Origin of the sequence: Mesorhizobium sp. WSM4310 (assembly GCF_007003935.1) — a bacterium.
GTDB lineage: Bacteria > Pseudomonadota > Alphaproteobacteria > Rhizobiales > Rhizobiaceae > Mesorhizobium.
Window position 1 is genome coordinate 73,228 of sequence record NZ_VFTA01000025.1, and the last position, 17,146, is coordinate 90,373.

General features: G+C 62.9%; 16 protein-coding genes and 1 pseudogene. 14 read left to right on the plus strand and 3 right to left on the minus strand.

The window, feature by feature from the left end; genetic code table 11:
- Positions 1–28 precede the first annotated feature (28 nt).
- Complete coding sequence (locus tag FJV80_RS24130; RefSeq protein ID WP_095771326.1) at positions 29–970, plus strand: amino acid ABC transporter permease; 942 nt, start codon at positions 29–31, stop codon at positions 968–970.
- Positions 967–1,773: an amino acid ABC transporter ATP-binding protein gene (locus FJV80_RS24135; RefSeq protein ID WP_142877608.1), complete on the plus strand. Its 807-nt coding sequence runs from the start codon at positions 967–969 to the stop codon at positions 1,771–1,773. Before FJV80_RS24130 ends, FJV80_RS24135 begins: the two co-directional genes overlap by 4 nt.
- Positions 1,774–1,791: 18 nt before the next feature.
- Here FJV80_RS24135 and FJV80_RS24140 read toward each other — a convergent pair whose 3' ends face one another.
- The gene (locus tag FJV80_RS24140; RefSeq protein ID WP_019860002.1) at positions 1,792–2,700 is read right to left on the minus strand and encodes a hydrogen peroxide-inducible genes activator; all 909 of its coding nucleotides are present in this window, start codon (positions 2,698–2,700) and stop codon (positions 1,792–1,794) included.
- A gap of 150 nt (positions 2,701–2,850) precedes the next feature.
- On the opposite strand from FJV80_RS24140, the gene katG reads away from it, so the two are divergent.
- A complete protein-coding gene (gene katG, locus FJV80_RS24145; protein WP_095791129.1) occupies positions 2,851–5,049 on the plus strand; it encodes a catalase/peroxidase HPI in 2,199 nt (732 codons plus the stop codon).
- Positions 5,050–5,119: 70 nt separating this feature from the next.
- Here katG and FJV80_RS24150 read toward each other — a convergent pair whose 3' ends face one another.
- Complete coding sequence (locus FJV80_RS24150; RefSeq protein WP_010914441.1) at positions 5,120–5,797, minus strand: MIP family channel protein; 678 nt, start codon at positions 5,795–5,797, stop codon at positions 5,120–5,122.
- Positions 5,798–6,099: 302 nt separating this feature from the next.
- On the opposite strand from FJV80_RS24150, the gene FJV80_RS24155 reads away from it, so the two are divergent.
- The 6 genes and pseudogenes from FJV80_RS24155 to FJV80_RS24180 all read left to right on the plus strand — a co-directional run bounded on the left by FJV80_RS24155 (position 6,100) and on the right by FJV80_RS24180 (position 11,858).
- A complete protein-coding gene (locus FJV80_RS24155) occupies positions 6,100–7,389 on the plus strand; it encodes an RsmB/NOP family class I SAM-dependent RNA methyltransferase (protein ID WP_142877609.1) in 1,290 nt (429 codons plus the stop codon).
- A 128-nt stretch (positions 7,390–7,517) separates the two neighbouring features.
- The gene (locus FJV80_RS24160; protein ID WP_023686843.1) at positions 7,518–7,976 is read left to right on the plus strand and encodes a PaaI family thioesterase; all 459 of its coding nucleotides are present in this window, start codon (positions 7,518–7,520) and stop codon (positions 7,974–7,976) included.
- Complete coding sequence (locus FJV80_RS24165) at positions 7,976–8,641, plus strand: 5'-methylthioadenosine/S-adenosylhomocysteine nucleosidase (RefSeq protein ID WP_142877610.1); 666 nt, start codon at positions 7,976–7,978, stop codon at positions 8,639–8,641. Before FJV80_RS24160 ends, FJV80_RS24165 begins: the two co-directional genes overlap by 1 nt.
- A 55-nt stretch (positions 8,642–8,696) precedes the next feature.
- Positions 8,697–10,259 (plus strand): glutamine-hydrolyzing GMP synthase, encoded by a 1,563-nt coding sequence (gene guaA, locus FJV80_RS24170; protein ID WP_142877611.1) that lies wholly within the window; start codon positions 8,697–8,699, stop codon positions 10,257–10,259.
- 626 nt (positions 10,260–10,885) lie between these two features.
- Positions 10,886–11,059, plus strand: a pseudogene (locus FJV80_RS24175) (SDR family oxidoreductase); the annotation flags it as partial.
- Positions 11,060–11,129: 70 nt separating this feature from the next.
- Positions 11,130–11,858: an SDR family oxidoreductase gene (locus FJV80_RS24180; protein WP_142877612.1), complete on the plus strand. Its 729-nt coding sequence runs from the start codon at positions 11,130–11,132 to the stop codon at positions 11,856–11,858.
- Positions 11,859–12,086: 228 nt separating this feature from the next.
- Here FJV80_RS24180 and FJV80_RS24185 read toward each other — a convergent pair whose 3' ends face one another.
- On the minus strand, positions 12,087–12,737 hold the full coding sequence (locus FJV80_RS24185; protein ID WP_095771321.1) for a TetR family transcriptional regulator C-terminal domain-containing protein: 651 nt from the start codon (positions 12,735–12,737) through the stop codon (positions 12,087–12,089).
- 191 nt (positions 12,738–12,928) lie between these two features.
- Between FJV80_RS24185 and FJV80_RS24190 the strand changes: the two genes are divergently transcribed.
- The 5 genes from FJV80_RS24190 to FJV80_RS24210 form a co-directional block, all read left to right on the plus strand.
- On the plus strand, positions 12,929–13,780 hold the full coding sequence (locus FJV80_RS24190; RefSeq protein ID WP_246689041.1) for a uracil-DNA glycosylase: 852 nt from the start codon (positions 12,929–12,931) through the stop codon (positions 13,778–13,780).
- A gap of 3 nt (positions 13,781–13,783) precedes the next feature.
- Positions 13,784–15,409 (plus strand): choline dehydrogenase, encoded by a 1,626-nt coding sequence (locus FJV80_RS24195; protein WP_142877613.1) that lies wholly within the window; start codon positions 13,784–13,786, stop codon positions 15,407–15,409.
- A gap of 16 nt (positions 15,410–15,425) precedes the next feature.
- Positions 15,426–15,746 carry an NIPSNAP family protein gene (locus FJV80_RS24200; protein WP_142877614.1) on the plus strand — a complete coding sequence of 107 codons (321 nt, stop codon included), beginning with the start codon at positions 15,426–15,428 and terminating at the stop codon, positions 15,744–15,746.
- Between the two features lie 122 nt (positions 15,747–15,868).
- Entirely contained in the window at positions 15,869–16,936 is a 1,068-nt protein-coding gene (locus FJV80_RS24205; RefSeq protein WP_245437952.1) for a BMP family ABC transporter substrate-binding protein, read from the plus strand.
- Between the two features lie 30 nt (positions 16,937–16,966).
- Positions 16,967–17,146: ATP-binding cassette domain-containing protein (locus FJV80_RS24210; protein ID WP_142877615.1), on the plus strand; the 180-nt coding region annotated here is incomplete at its 3' end.

The following is a 17,146-nucleotide window of genomic DNA, read 5'->3' on the forward strand; positions in this document are numbered from 1 at the left end:
GCGCCGGCCAGCAACCAGGAGACCATTGATGGGCGTGGCCCACCCGACCGAGATTGGCGTCGAGCCCGGCATTGCCGCCGCCGTGTCACGATTGACCGTCGTGCCGCAGCGCCGCTACGGCATCTGGATCGGCACCGCGTTCGCCTTGCTGCTGGCCTTCCTGATCGTCCGCGCTTTTGCCAGCAACCCAGCCTTCGCCTGGGGCACGGCCGCCGGCTACCTGTTCCATCCCTCGATCATGCGCGGCCTTGGCAACACGCTGGTGCTCACCGTCATCATCATGGCGCTGGCGATCGTGGTCGGCACCGTCATCGCCATCATGCGGGTGTCGCCAAGTCCGGTGCTGCGCGCCTTCGCGGGGGTCTATGTCTGGTTCTTCCGGGGTGTCCCGGCGCTGATCCAGCTGATCTTCTGGTTCAACCTGTCGCTGCTGGTGCGCGAAATCTCGCTCACTCTGCCCTTTCTGGGCACGCCGTTTTCCGTGCGCACCAATGATTTCATGACCCCGTTCTTCTCCGCGGTCGTCGCGCTTTCGCTGTGCGAGGCCGGCTACATGGCCGAAATCATCCGCGCCGGCATAAAGTCCGTGCCGTCGGGCCAGGCGGAAGCGGCGAGTGCGCTCGGCATGCCCTACCGCATGATCCTGAAGCGCATCACCCTGCCGCAAGCCATGCGCTTCGTGCTGCCGCCGACCGGCAACGAGGCGATCAACCTCCTGAAGATGACGTCGCTGGTGACCTTCATTGCGGTCGACGACCTGTTCTACACCGCGCAAAGCATCTATGCCCGCACCTTCGAGACCATCCCGCTCTTGATCGTGGTCGCCTTCTGGTACCTCGCCGTGGTCAGCATCCTGTCGGTTGGGCAGCATTTCCTGGAGCGCCATTTCGGCCGTAGCGACACGCGCCGTGAACCTCTGACGATGCGCGCCTTGCGCAACGTGATCAGCCTGCGCGGCATTGCCCGATGAGCGATGTGAAGTCCGATAATCGCGCCCGCTTCGGCGTGCCGGCCGATTCCATGGTGTTCGCGCGCGGCGTGCGCAAAACCTATAGCTCGCTCGAGGTCCTCAAGGGTGTCGACTTCGACGTGCCCGAGGGCTCGGTGGCCTGCATCATCGGCCCGTCGGGATCCGGGAAGAGCACGTTCCTGCGTTGCATCAACCATCTGGAAAAACTGAGCGGCGGCATCCTGTTGGTGGACAGCCAGTTCGTCGGCTACGACCTCCAGGGCGACAGGCTCTACGAGGTCAAGGACGATCTCCTGTGCCAACGCCGGGCTGAGATCGGCATGCTGTTCCAGTCGTTCAATCTGTTCTCGCACATGACGGTGATGGAGAACCTGATCGAAGCGCCGACGCAGGTGCGGCGCGTCCCGGTCGACCAGGCCAAGGCCGAAGCGGAAGTCCTGCTAAGGCGCGTCGGCCTTGCCGACAAGGTCGACCGCTATCCGCGCGAACTGTCCGGCGGCCAGCAGCAGCGTGTTGCGATCGCGCGCGCCATGGCGATGAAGCCGAAGGTGCTGCTGTTCGACGAGCCGACATCGGCACTCGACCCGGAACTGGTCGGCGAGGTGCTGCAGGTGATGCGCGATCTGGCCGAGAGCGGCATGACGATGGTCGTCGTCACTCACGAGATCGGCTTTGCCCGCGAGATCGGTGATCAGCTCGTCTTCATGGATGGCGGTGTGATCGTCGAACGCGGTGCGCCGCGCGAGATGATCGCCGACCCGAAATCGCCGCGCACCCGCGAGTTTCTGTCCCGCGTTCTCTGACGTCCGGTTGATCATTTGTCACGCGGCCAACACCGCCGCGCCGAGGCTGCGGATGATCTTGGCCAGTTCGACGCATTCTCCATGCCTTGCATTGTTGCGCCGCCAGGCGAGGCAGATCATGCGCTGCGGCATCGGTTCCTGGAACGGCACGATCTTGAGGTCAGGGATGGTGCCGGCGGGGCCGGTCGCCATTTCGGGGATCAGCGTGACGCCGAGCCCATGCGCCACCATCTGCAACAGCGTGGTCAGGCTGGTGGCGCCGTAGCTGGCCATCGCCACCGGCCGAACGTTGCCGCAGACGGCAAGCGCCTGTTCGCGCAAGCAATGGCCTTCCTCCAGCAGCATAAGCCTTTCCAGCGCCGGGCTTTCGGGCGGAACCGGCGGCGAGGCGAAGGCCGGGTCGCCAGCCGGCACGGCAAGGAAGAACCGGTCCGAAAACAGCGCCTCGGTGATCAGGCCCGGATGATCGAGCGGAAGCGCCGCGATGAAGGCGTCGAGCTTGCGCGATGCGATGTCGTCGACCAGCGTGGCGGTGACCGCCTCGCGCAATTCGAGCAGTAGGGCCGGAAAATGCTTTTTCAGTTCGGGCAAAGCGCGCGGCAGGAGATAGGGCGCGACCGTCGGGATGATGCCCAGCCGGAAGCGTCCCTCCATGGCGGTGCGGCCGCGCCTTGCCGTCGTTTCGACGTCGCGTATGTCGGCCAGGATGCGTTCGATGCGCGGCAAAAGCGCGATCGCTTCGTCGGTCATGCGCACCGACTTGCCGCCGCGTTCGAACAGCCGGCAGTTCAGCCTCTGTTCCATCTCCGCGATCTGCGAGGACAGCGCCGGCTGGCTGACGCCGGCCAGTTTTGCCGCGCGTCCGAAATGTAGCGTCTGCGCCAGCGCGTCGAAATAATGCATCTGGCGAACTGTCAATCCGATCATAAGAAAATCCTATCGAAATGAACAGGAAAGGCAATTTGTTTTTATCGCCAATGCGGCCTAGTCTGGAATCATTCCAAGATGGTGCGGCCGACGAGCCGCCCCCCAAAATCCTGGCAAAGATCAAAACTCGGCAAAAATCGGAGACTGAAGATGGACGCGAACACCGATGACAAAAGCGCGGGCAAATGCCCGGTTGCGCACGGGGCCGTTGGCAGGACCAACCGTGACTGGTGGCCGAACCAGCTGAACGTCCAGATCCTGCATCAGCAGTCGTCGCTGTCCGACCCGATGGGTGAGGCGTTCGACTATGCCGAGGAATTCAAAAGCCTCGACCTCGACGCCGTCATCAAGGATCTGCATGCACTGATGACGGATTCGCAGGAATGGTGGCCGGCCGATTTCGGCCACTATGGGCCGCTGTTCATCCGCATGGCGTGGCACAGCGCCGGCACCTACCGCATCGCCGATGGCCGCGGCGGCGCCGGGGCCGGACAGCAGCGTTTCGCGCCGCTCAACAGCTGGCCTGACAACGTCAACCTCGACAAGGCCCGCCGGCTCTTGTGGCCGATCAAGCAGAAATATGGCCGCAAGATTTCCTGGGCTGATCTGCTGATCCTCACCGGCAACGTCGCGCTGGAATCGATGGGTTTCAAGACATTCGGTTTCGCCGGTGGCCGCGCCGATGTCTGGGAGCCAGAGCAGGACGTCTACTGGGGCCCCGAAGGCAAGTGGCTGGCCGACGAGCGCTACAGCGGCGACCGCGATCTGCAGAACCCGCTCGGCGCCGTGCAGATGGGGCTGATCTACGTGAATCCGGAAGGGCCGAACGGCAATCCGGATCCGCTGGCCGCGGCACGCGACATCAGGGACACCTTTGCGCGCATGGCGATGAACGATGAGGAAACCGTGGCCCTCATCGCCGGCGGCCATACGTTCGGCAAGACCCACGGTGCGGGCGATGCGAGCCTGGTGGGTGTCGAGCCGGAAGGTGCTGATATCGAGCAGCAGGGCCTCGGCTGGGCGAGCAAATTCGGCACCGGCAAGGGCGGTGACTCCATCGGCAGTGGTCTGGAAGTCATCTGGACGACGACGCCGACCAAATGGAGCAGCAACTTCTTCGACAATCTGTTCGGCTTCGACTGGGAGCTGACCAAAAGCCCGGCGGGCGCGCATCAGTGGACGCCGAAGGGCGGTGCCGGCGCCGGCACGGTGCCGGACGCGCACAATTCGGCCAAGCGCCACGCACCCTCCATGCTGACCACCGACCTCGCGTTGCGTTTCGATCCCTCCTACGCAACGATCTCGAAGCGCTTCCACGAGAATCCGGATCAGTTCGCCGACGCCTTCGCCCGCGCCTGGTACAAGCTCACCCACCGCGATATGGGCCCGGTCGCCCGTTATCTCGGCCCGTTGGTTCCGAAGGAAGAGCTGCCCTGGCAGGACATCATCCCGGCGGTCGATCATGTGCTGATCGACGAGCAGGATGCCGAAGCGCTCAAGGCGAAGATCCTGGCTTCGGGCCTGTCGGTGTCGCAGCTGGTCTCGACGGCGTGGGCGTCGGCCTCGACCTTCCGTGGTTCCGACAAGCGCGGCGGCGCCAATGGCGCGCGCATTCGCCTCAGCCCCCAGAAGGACTGGGCCGTCAACCAGCCAGCCGAACTCGCCAAGGTGCTCGACAAGCTCCAGACGATCGCCAAGGACTTCAACGCCGCGCAGACCGGCAGCAAGAAAGTCTCGCTTGCCGACCTGATCGTTCTCGGCGGCAACGCAGCGATCGAGAAGGCCGCGAAGGCCGCCGGCCACAGCGTCGACGTTCCCTTCTGGCCCGGCCGCATGGACGCCTCGCAGGAGCAGACCGACATCCACTCCTTCGCGCCGCTGGAGCCGATTGTCGACGGCTTCCGCAACTATGTAAGCGGCAAGCAGCGGCTGACCGTCGAGGAAGCGCTGGTCGACCGGGCGCAACTGCTGACGCTGACCGCGCCAGAAATGACGGTCCTCGTCGGCGGCCTGCGTGTTCTCGGCGCCAATGCCGGGCAGTCGAAGCACGGCGTGTTCACCAAACAGCCGGAAACGCTGAGCAACGACTTCTTCGTCAACCTGCTCGACATGGGCACGGAGTGGAAGGCGACATCGGACGCCAAGGACGTGTTCGAAGGCCGCGACCGCAAGACCGGTGAAGTGAAGTGGACTGGCACTCGTGCCGACCTGATCTTCGGCTCGCACTCGCAGCTGCGCGCGCTCGCCGAAGTCTATGCAACGGCGGACGCCAAGGCGAAGTTCGCGAAGGACTTCGTCGTGGCCTGGACCAAGGTGATGAACGCCGACCGCTTCGACATCGCCGGCTGATCCAGACAAGCTCTATCCAACAAAAAAGGCGCCGGCCGTGGCCCGCGCCTTTTGCATCCGGCTTTCGGGATCAATCCTTCTCGAAGATGCGTGCCTTGGCGACGACACCGGCGATGGCGCCGCCGATCAGCGGGGCGACGATGAACAGCCAGAGCTGGCTGAGCGCCGCACCGCCGGTGAACAGCGCCGGGCCGATGGAGCGGGCCGGATTGACCGAGGTGCCGGTGACCGGGATCATGGCGAAGTGAATGCCCGCCAGCGTCAGGCCGATGACCAGACCGGCAAAAGCCGTCGAGTGCTTTTCAGCGGTAACGCCGAGGATCACCGTGACGAAGGTGAAGGTGCCGATCAGCTCCCACAGGAACGCCGAGCTCATGCCCCATTTCGTCTCGTCCCAGCCATTGGCGCCGAAGCCGCCTGTGTGGCCGCCGGCCTGGCCGGAAACGATGATCCACAGTGCCAGCGAAGCCAGGATGGCGCCGATGATCTGCGCGATCCAGTAGGGGATGACGTCCTTGGCCGGCAGCCGGCCGGCGAGGAAGACGCCGAGCGTCACCGCCGGATTGAGATGCGCGCCCGAAATCGGGCCGATCGCATAGGCCGCGGCGATGAGACCGATGCCGAATGCCAGACCGATGCCTTCCTGGCCGAGCGGCAGCGCGCCGCCGAAGCCGCCCGTCACCACCGACGCCGTGCCGATGAACACCAACAGAAATGTGCCTAGAACTTCCGCCAGATAAGTTTTCATTGCCCTCTCCTCGTAGCGATCCGCCGGTTCGCGTTTTCCGCGCCGCGAATCATGGTGTGAAGAGTATTCCCAACGGAAAAACTTGGAAAGCAGAGCAGTTGCGCCACCTGCCGTGCTTGCAGTCGCCAGTTGCGAACATTAGAGACCTTGCATCTATTGATCGATCTGCTGTTGCCGGCCCGCAATATTTATCGATCGGACAGATTTCAGGCGGCCACTTCGTCGCGTGGCGGAGCGGGGTTCAATCCGAACGCGAAAGGCTCTAAGAGCAGGCGATAAATCTCGATTTGATGGAATGATCAATGCGACTGGGCGGACGGCTGGCTGCGGCCATCGAAGTGCTGGAGGACATTGGCCGGCGTCACCGGCCGGTGGCTGATGCGCTGAAGGATTGGGGCCTGTCACACCGCTTCGCCGGTGGCGGTGATCGCGCGGCGATCGGCAACATCGTCTACGACGCGCTACGCCACAAACGTTCCGCCGGCTGGCTGCTCGGCGAAGACACGCCGCGCGCAGTCGGCTTCGGCGCGTTGCTGCTCGAATGGGGCCAGACGGCGCAGTCGCTCAACGACGCGCTCGACGGCGACAAGTTCGCGCCGCCGCTGCTCAGTGCCACCGAGCTGCAGACGATTGCCGGTCGCCGGCTTGCCGACGCGCCGCCCGCGGTGCGTGCCGACATACCAGATTGGTGTGAACCGCTTTTCGAACGGGCTTTTGGCGAGGTGTGGGTCGGGGAGGGCGCGGCGCTGGCGACCCGCCCGCCGCTCGACATAAGGGTCAACACGCTGCAGGCCGATCGCGCCAGGGTGCTCAAGGAACTGGCCGATACAGGGGCGCAGGCCGCGCGGATCGCACCGCTCGGCATCCGCATTCCGCCCATCGACGGCGACGGCAGGCACCCGAACGTGCAGGCCGAGCCCGCCTTCCAGAAAGGCTGGTTCGAGGTCCAGGACGAGGGCTCGCAAATAGCGGCAACACTTGCCGGCGCCGAGGCCGGCATGCAGGTGCTCGACTTCTGTGCCGGCGCCGGCGGCAAGACATTGGCGCTGTCGGCTGCGATGGACAATCGCGGCCAGATCTTTGCCCATGATGCCGAAAAAGCGCGCCTTGCGCCAATCTTCGACCGCATCCGCCGCTCGGAAAACCGCAACGTGCAGGTCGTCACCAAGCCGGCCGAGCTCGCTCCGCTTGCTGGTCACATGGACATCGTGCTGGTCGACGCGCCATGCACCGGCAGCGGCACCTGGCGCCGGCGCCCCGACGCCAAATGGCGGCTGACGCAAAGGCAGCTCGATGCCCGCAAGGGCGAGCAGTCGGCGATCCTCGATGCCGCACGAGCCTATGTCAAACCCGGCGGCCTGCTGGTCTACATCACCTGCTCGGTATTCTCCGAGGAGAATGGCGAGCAGATCGCCGCGTTCCGCGAGCGCAACAGCCGTTTTGTTCCGATTGACCACCGCGCACTTTGGGAGAGCCATTTCCCCGGCCACGAGGCGGCCGCGCGGATCGGTTCCGCCGGCGAGATCTCACTGTCGCCGTTGCTGAGCGGCACGGACGGGTTTTATTTCTGCGCGCTGCGCCGGACCAACTGAGCCAGCCGGATCCCCGGCCACTCAACCCATGACGGCCGACGGGACGAATTGTTGCAGTGCAGCAATTGAGATTGCCTGCTGCCCATCCCTCTGCAATAAGCTTTGCCAGACAAACGAAGGCAATTGCGATGGCAGCAAAGATCGTACCGGCCCCGGACTATGAGGATCGCGTCAGGGCGTCCTTCGCGCGCCAGCAGGCGATGGCGACGATCGGCGCCGAACTGACGCTGGTGACGCCCGGCATTATCGAGATCGAGATGCCCTATTCGGCGGCGCTCACCCAGCAGCATGGTTTCCTGCACGCCGGGGTGATTTCGACGGCGCTGGACTCGGCCTGCGGCTATGCTGCCTTCTCGCTGATGCCGGAAAACTCCGGCGTGCTGACCATAGAGTTCAAGGTCAATCTTCTGGCGCCGGGCAGGGGCGAACGCTTCCTGTTCCGCGGCTCGGTAACCAAACCCGGCCGCACCATCATCGTCGCCGACGGCCAGGCCTATGCATTCGCCGCCGACGGTGAGGCCAAGCTGATCGCCACCATGACCGGAACTATGATGACGGTGGTTGGGCGTGATGGGATAGCGGGGTGATGGCCAACGTTACGCGAATTGGCGGCAAGGACGTCCTCTTCGTCATGGCGGCGCAGGCCGAATATGGTCCGCATCTGCAAAAACTGTTCACACCGCTGATGACGGGCGTCGGTCCGGTCGAGGCAGCCGCCCGGCTGGGCGCGGAACTGTCCTGGCTGAAGTCGCAGAAGGCTTTGCCGGACCTTGTCGTCTCGCTCGGCTCAGCCGGCAGCCGGACGCTGGAGCAGACAGAAATCTATCAGGCCGTCTCCGTCAGCTATCGCGACATCGACGCCTCGCCCTTGGGCTTCGAAAAGGGCGCGACCCCTTTTCTCGATCTGCCGGTCACCGTGCCGCTGCCGTTTCGTATTCCTGAAATCAGGCAAGCCACACTGTCGACCGGCGGCGCCATCATCACCGGCGCTGCCTATGATGCAATCGCGGCCGACATGGTCGACATGGAGACCTTCGCCTGCCTGCGCGCCTGCCAGCTCTTCGATGTGCCCCTGATCGGCCTGCGCGGTATTTCCGACGGCGCTGCCGATCTCAGGCATGTCGGCGACTGGACCGAATATCTCCACGTCATCGACGAAAGGCTGGCCGACGCCGTCATGCGCCTCGAACAGGCGATCGGCTCGGGTCTGCTGCGAACCGCTCCATCCAACGACCAGGCCAGACCTGTCTGAAAGTCAGGCTACGCAACCCATTGCGTCGACTCATTTCTTTCTCTAAACGCTCGCCATGAAAACAGCCAATCATCCCGACACCGTCCTGATTGTCGATTTCGGCAGCCAGTTTACGCAGCTCATTGCCCGCCGCATCCGTGAGGCCGGCGTGTTTTCCGAGATCGTGCCGTTCCAATCGGCCGAAGCCGCGTTCAAGCGCATCAATCCCAAAGCCGTCATCCTGTCGGGCGGCCCGGCTTCGACGTCGGATATCGGCAGCCCGCGCGCGCCGCAGATCGTCTTCGATGCCGGGGTGCCGGTGCTCGGCATCTGCTACGGCCAGATGGCCATGTGCGTGCAGATGGGCGGTGTCGCCGAAAGCTCCAACCATCGCGAGTTCGGACGCGCTTTCGTCGAGATCGAGCAGGACAGCCCGCTGTTCGAGGGGCTGTGGGCGACCGGCCAGCGCCACCAGGTGTGGATGAGCCATGGCGACCGCGTCATCGCCTTGCCGCCGGGTTTTCAGGTGTTCGGCAAGTCGGAAAGCTCGCCTTTCGCCATTTTCGGCAATGTCGAGCGCAAAATGTACGGCATCATGTTCCACCCCGAAGTGGTGCACACGCCCGATGGCGCCAGGCTGCTCCGTAATTTCGTCCACAACATCGCCGGCATCGAGGGCGACTGGACGATGCGCGCCTACCGCGAACACGCGGTCGAGGCGATCCGCAAGCAGGTCGGCAAGGGCAAGGTCATCTGCGCGCTGTCGGGCGGTGTGGATTCCTCCGTCGCGGCGCTGCTGATCCACGAGGCGGTCGGCGACCAGCTCACCTGCATCCTCGTCGACCATGGCCTGATGCGCAAGGATGAGGCGGCGGGCGTGGTGGCGATGTTCCGTCAGCATTACAATCTGCCGCTGATCCTGGTCGATGCCTCGGAAAAATTCATCTCGGCGCTGGAAGGCGAGGTTGACCCCGAGAAGAAGCGTAAGACCATCGGCCGGCTGTTCATCGAGGTGTTCGAGGAAGAGGCCAAAAAGCTCGGCGGCGCCGACTTCCTGGCACAGGGCACACTTTATCCCGACGTCATCGAAAGCGTCTCCTTCACCGGCGGCCCGTCGGTGACCATCAAGTCGCACCACAATGTCGGCGGCCTGCCCGAGCGCATGAACATGCAACTGGTCGAGCCGCTGCGCGAACTGTTCAAGGACGAGGTGCGGGCGCTGGGCAAGGAGCTCGGCCTGCCCGAAAGCTTCATCGGCCGCCACCCGTTCCCCGGTCCTGGCCTTGCCATCCGCTGCCCGGGCGGCATCACCCGCGAGAAACTGGAAATCCTGCGCGAGGCCGACGCCATCTATCTCGACGAGATCCGAAAGGCCGGGCTCTACGACGCCATCTGGCAGGCCTTCGCCGTGCTCTTGCCGGTGCAGACCGTCGGTGTGATGGGCGATGGCCGCACCTACGAGTTCGTCTGCGCGCTGCGCGCCGTCACCTCGGTCGACGGAATGACGGCGGATTTCTACCACTACGACATGGCCTTCCTGGGCGCCGCCGCCACGCGCATCATCAACGAGGTCCGCGGCATCAACCGCGTTGTCTACGACGTGACGTCGAAGCCGCCTGGCACGATCGAGTGGGAATAGGAAAAGACCTGCGAAATTCGGCGAAACGGCGTGAAAAGGATAGTGTTATCTGCGGTCTTGTTGACTGTCGGTCTTGCATCATCAACTGAAGCCATCGCTCTCTTAGGTCACTGATTTTTATGCCTCTGTGCCAACCATGGCTGTGTTGTCAGTCAGCGCTGCGGTTGGAATCCGACGGTACTATTGACGGTACTTTTCGCGCTGAGACACGCCCATAAGAAAGTACCGTCACTCGCACTACAGTTGCCGCGGTACTTATTTGATATCTAACGCTTTGAAATAGAAATAGAAAACGGCCCCAGAGTATCGTGTCGATGACCGTACTTTTAGTCCTCGGCTGGCATCGCCGGATTGGACGGCTGGGACGGTCAGGGCAGCGCCTCATTTATGAACCTGGCCTCCTCGGCGAGACCGCTGTTTGAAACCTGATGGCTCGAGGCTCAACCTTGGCCAGGACACCGGCTGCCTTTAGCTGCTCTGCCGCTCGCACATTCTCGCCTGAAGGCATATCGGATCGGCGTCATCGTGTGAAACGGTTGCGGGAGCTAACGGTAAAGCCGATGCCAGGCGTCCCGAGAAAGCGACCATTGCCCCAACAACGTCCTGAATTTCGAGAAAGGCATGGGCTGGCGAGGGAGGCGTAGGGCGACCCCGAGAAGGCCGGACCGGCGCGCATGCCGTTGGGGCGCTTCATCGAGACCGAGGAGGTCGCGGAGGTTGTGCTCTTCCTGCTCTCCGAGCGTGCCGCCATGGTGAACGGCATCTCGATACCGGTCGATACGGGCTTCGGGATCAATTAGGTGCCGGCGTAATCCTAAGGGATGAGAGATTCATGCTATGGTTCCAGCGTTTCAGATAGAACGAGATTTCATGGCGAGAGAGTTGGAAGCAAAGATTGCCGCGGTCACGGGGGCTGCCTCGGGTATCGGGCTGGCGAGCACCGAAGCAATGTTGGGTGAGGGCGCGCGCGTCGTGATGATCGATCGCGATAAGGTTGCCCTCGAGGCTTACCAGGCCAAACACGGGGAGGCGGTCATCCCGCTTGTCATCGACCTCCTCGACCCGAAGGACTGTGCGACGCTGATGCCACGCGTTCTGGAAACCGCAGGTCGACTCGACATCTTTCATGCCAATGCGGGGACCTATGTGGGTGGTGACCTGGTCGACTCCGACACAGGTGCCATCGACCGCATGCTGAACCTGAACGTTAATGTCGTGATGAAGAATGTGCACGACGTGCTGCCTCACATGATCGACCGTAGAACGGGCGACATCATCGTTACGAGTTCTTTGGCAGCCCACTTCCCGACGCCATGGGAGCCGGTCTATGCATCGTCCAAGTGGGCGATCAACTGCTTTGTGCAGACGGTTCGACGTCAGGTGTTCAAGCACGGTATTCGGGTCGGCTCGATCTCCCCCGGACCTGTGATCAGCGCACTGCTAGCGGACTGGCCACCAGAGAAGCTGAAGGAAGCCAGGGAGTCGGGCAGCCTGCTGGAAGCAGGCGAAGTGGCGAATGTGATCACCTTCATGCTGACGCGACCGCGCGGCATGACGATCCGCGACGTGGTGATGATGCCGACCAACTTCGATCTCTGAGGGCCTGGGTATTCGCCGACAGCTCATCTTCCCGTGGCCAAACTTCCGTGGCGCAATGTATGATCCGCAATGCAATTCCGGCAAGCACCATGTATTCAAACAGGACTTTTCGCCAATCCGCCATGCAACTTTATTCGGGCGGCCGCATCTGCAATGGCGCAGACAATCGCCGTGCGCGCGGCGGCGCTGTCGCCATTGTCCAGGGCCGCAAGAAGCATTTCGATGCTGTCAAGCTGAGACGCCGCACCCGTCGAGGACGATAGTCGTGATGGCGGCGGCCGCTGCGTCGTAGTCGGCCTTGGCCAGTTTGCTCTTTTCGAGCGCATTGGCTGCCAACGGTTCGAAATCGCCGTAGAACTGCGTCGCCGCCCACAGCATGATGAAAAAATGCCGGGCATCGACGGGCGCCATCTTGCCGTCGCGCACCCAGCCCTCGACGACGGCAGACCGCTCGCGCGTGACCCGCTGCATGTGCAGCTTTTGCTGCTTGCTCAGGAAGTGGGCACCTCGCAGCATTTCGTTGGCGAAGAAACGCGACTCGGCTGCATGCTTGCGTGAATAGTCGAGCTTGGCGCGGACATAGACGGCAATCGCCTCGCGCGGGTCGCGATCAGGCGTGATGTGCTCGAAGGCCTTGTCCCACCCCGTCAGCAGATGCTCGATCACGTGGGTGTAGATTTCCTGCTTGGTCGAAAAGTAGTAGTAGACATTGGCCTTGGGCAGCCCGCAATGGTCAGCTATTTCCTGGATGCGCGTCCCGTCGAGGCCCTTTCGCGCGAACACGTCGACCGCCGCGCGCAGAATCTTCTCCCGGTTCCTGGCGCCAACCCTGTCTTCGGGGTTCTTGCCGCCCGGGCGTGCCGCTTTCTGTCCCGCCATATTCGCTCCGCCCCCTGCCTGTACTTGTCCGGGCTCTATAGCACCCTTCGAAAATCGGCCCAAGCGATAGTGGCATGGTTTCAAAAAACTGACGATATGGTCAGGTTTTGTAATTTTTGAAGTTGACATTTTGGTCAGGTTCTTCGTAACGTCCCGATCGTTGGGAAGTTAAAGGGGAGGGCGTCGCCGCGATGCCGGTTCAACTCAGGTCTGCGATGATTGAAACCTTGGCGGGTTGGCACGACGACATCGCACCGGCCTGGCGGGCCGCCCTTGGTGCCGTGTCGCTGGATTTCGATGCCATCGACCCGATGCTTGAGCTTGAGCCTTGGGAGCCGATCTTCCCGTCGCGGCGCGATAAGACTTATCCTGGCGCGCCCAAGGGCGCGCACATGCTACGCGCCTTCGACGGCATTGCGCCGGAGGATGTGCGTTGCGTCATTCTTGGCCAAGACCCTTATCCGGAGCCCGGTTTTTCCACCGGCCGTGCCTTCGAGGCCGGCAATGTCGCTGCCTGGCGCGAGCTCGACAAGATGTTCTCCAAGAGCATTCGCGCCTTCACCCAGCAGATCGTCGCGGCGCGCACCGGCAATCTCGCCTATGCCCGGTCCTTCGCCGATTGGCCGGCGACGCTGGCCGCCATCGAGGACGGCCAGGTCGATCTCGAGAGCGGCGACGTGCTGGCGCAGCGATGGGTCGACGACGGCGTTTTGCTTCTCAACGCGTCGCTGACGCTGTCTCGCTTCAAAGTCGAGATCGACCCGCACCAGTCGAGCGGTCATCTGCCCTTGTGGCGTCCGCTGATACTCGCGGTGCTGCACCAGCTCGCTGGCCGTGGCGCTCCCGTCATCTTCATCGGCTTTGGCGACGCTGCCGCGCAGACGCTTGCTTTGGCGGGCATCATCGAAGGCCAGGGCCCACTGACCGGCTGCATTCTGCGCGACCATCCGGCGCGCGCCGATGCGGTTCTGACGCTCGAAAACCCATTCCTGCTTTGCAACCGGTATCTGGAGGCGATGGGCGCCAAGCCCGTCGCATGGTGACATATGTCTGCAACAGAGACCTACGATTTCATCATCGTCGGCGCCGGCTCGGCCGGTTGTGTTCTGGCCAACCGGCTGTCCGCCAACCCCGATCACAAGGTGCTGTTGCTGGAAGCGGGCGGTCGGGATTCCAATCCACTGTTCCGACTGCCCATGCTGATGGGCAAGCTGTTCCAGTCCGGCATCTACAACTGGCATTATCACACCGAGCCGGAACCCTTTCTCAACAACCGCTCGCTCTATTGGCCGCGCGGCAAGGCATTGGGCGGCTCGTCCACCATCAACGGCATGATCTATGTGCGCGGCAACCGCCACGACTACGACCGCTGGGCGCAAATGGGGCTGCCCGGTTGGTCCTACGAAGATGTGCTGCCGGCCTTCCGCAGGTCGGAAGGACACATTCAGCGCAAGGATGCCCCGCATGGCACCGGGGGTGAGCTGACCGTCTGCCGGGCGCGCGGCTGGAACCCGCTGCTCGACGTGTTCTCGGCAGCGGGCGCGCAAGCCGGCTATCCGATGAACGACGACTTCAACGGCGACGAACAGGAAGGCTTCGGCAAATTCGACTTCACCATCAAGGACGGCAAGCGCTGGTCGACCTCGTATGCGTTCCTGCGCCCGATCGCCGGACGCAAGAACCTGACCGTCCTGACCAAAGCGCTGACCCAGCGGATCGTCCTCGCCAACGGCAGAGCCGCCGGTGTCGAATTCTCCCATAACGGTACGCTACGTACCGCTCATGCCGAACGCGAAGTCGTGGTTAGCGCCGGCGCGGTGAACTCACCGCAAATCCTTTTGCTGTCGGGTATCGGGCCTGCCGACGAGCTCGCAGAGCATGGCATCAAGGCCATTCACAATCTGCCCGGCGTCGGCAAGAACCTGCAGGATCATGTCGATTGCGTGTTGTCCTACGAATGCACCCAGCCAATCACGCTGTTCAGCGACCTGCGTGTCGACAGGCTGACCTGGTCGCTGGTCGAAGGCATGTTGTTCGGCCGCGGCATCACCACGACATTCCCCTATGAGGCAGGCGCGTTCATCAAATCGCGGTCGGATCTGGTTGCGCCCGACATCCAGCTGCATTTCATGCCAGCTCTGGAAAAGACCGCCAACCTGCACTTTCCCAGTCCGTTCAAGCGCGCGGCTGTCGAAGCCAATCACGGCTTCACGCTGCGGGTAGGGCCTGTCAACCCGGAGAGCCGGGGCGCCATCACGCTGGCATCCGCCGATCCCAAGGTGCCGCCCAGAATCCAGGCCAATTATCTCGAAACCGAGTTTGATCGTCAGACCATGATCGCCGGCATTCGGCTGACGCGAGAGATCATCAACCAACCCGCCTTCGACGCCTATCGCGGACGCGAGCTCGCGCCCGGTCCTCAGGTCGAGACCGACGCCGATCTTGTCGAATGGCTGAAGGCGACCGCCATGACGACATTCCATCCGGTCGGCACATGTAAGATGGGCAACGATGAGCGCGCCGTCGTCGACGCGCGTCTCAAGGTCCATGGCATCGACGGCCTGCGCGTCGCCGACGCTTCGATCATGCCGGTCATTTCCAGCGGCAACACCAATGCGCCAGCGATCATGATCGGTGAAAAATGTGCCGAGTTCATCCTGAACGCTGCCTGACGGGACAAGGAACGCCATGATTGTCGAACACCGCACCTACACATTCCGGCCCGGCACGGTCGATTCGTGGATGCAGAAATACGAGGCCGAGGGCCTCCCTGTGCAAAAGAAGCACCTCAACCGTTTCCTCGGGCTCTACGTTTCCGAGATCGGGCATCTTCATACGACGGTTCTGATGTGGGGCTACGACGGCCTCGCCGATCGCGAGGCGCGCCGCGCCGCCATGTATGCAGACCCCGACTGGCAGAAATTCATCGGCGAAGTCTGGGCGCTGAACGCCATCCAGTCCCAGGACGTGATGATCATGAATCCGGCACCGTTTTCCCCCGGTGTCTGATGGCGAACACGAGCGTGACCGGGGACGGATGAGGCATCGGATGCCGCCTCAAGAAGGTGGCACCAGAACTTTCAAGGGAACGGCGAGCCGGAAACGCGGACGCCAAAAAAGGGAAGACTGTCATGACGAGCAATTTTGACGACCGGGCGATCCTCGCCGCGGGATTGAACCGCCGCAGCTTCATCAAGGCCGGCGCCAGCGCGGCAGCGCTTGCCGCCGTAAGCGGTGCGCTGTCCAAGGTGGCATATGCGGCTGACGGATTCATCGCGCTGGTGCACACCCAGGCAGCGGGCGACCAGAGCGCGGTCGATTCCATGATCGCCAAGATCAACCAGCTGGCGCAGGAAAAGGGAGTTCAGGCGCGCGTCGTCTACGCCCAGGATCCGGCGACCTACGAAACCATCTTTCGCACGCTGGCCGATGCCGGCGCATCGGTCATCGTCTCGACCTTCAACGAGGTTGGCGAGCCGTTCAAGGCGCTGGCGCCGTCCTATCCCAAAACCAAATGGATCCAGCTGTTCGGCGACGCTATCGAGCCGCCGCTGCCCAATGTTGTGACCGTATCCTATGACTATTATCTCGGGTGCTATCTGTCGGGTGTGTTCGCCGCGCGCATGACCAAGAGCGGCAAGATCGGCTATATCGGCGGCATCTCCATTCCCCCGCTCAACGCCGATTTCAATGCGCTGAAGGCCGGCGCTCTTTCGGTCAATCCGGACCTAACCGTGACTGCCGCCTTTGCCGGTTCGTTCCAGGACCCCGCCAAGGGCCAGGAAATCGCCACCCAGATGTTCAACGACGGCATCGACTACATCCAGACCGACTCTGCGGCCACCGATGGCGGCATCATTGCCGCCGCCAATGAGGGCGCGGGGCGCATGCTCTCCACCCTTGCGCGGGCGCAGTATCCACTCGGTCCGAAGTCGATCGTCGGCATCGTCAGCCTCGACTTCGGCCAGTCGCTCTACATCGAGGTCGGCAAGGCGCTTGGCGCGGAATGGGCTGGCGGCAAGCATGTCGCCACCGGTCTGGGCACCGGCGTGGTCGAATTCGAGCTGTCGCCGCTCTATGCCGAGCAGGGCCCGGCGGATCGGGTTGCCAAATCCAAGGAAATCTGGGCTGAGATCGAGAAGACCAAGGCCGGCATTCTCGACGGTTCCATCGTCGTGCCCTTCAACACCACGCTTTGAGCCTGTTGGCTGACAGGCGAACCTGGATCGATGACCCCGATGGACAATCCCGCACTCGAATGCCGTGACGTTACCGTGGCCTATGGCAGCGTCATGGCCCTTTCGGGTGTGGGCATTGCTTTCGAACAGGGCAAGATTCACGCCGTGGTCGGTCAGAATGGCGCTGGAAAAACCACCTTTGCCCGCGTCGCGGCCGGACTTGTCCGGCCG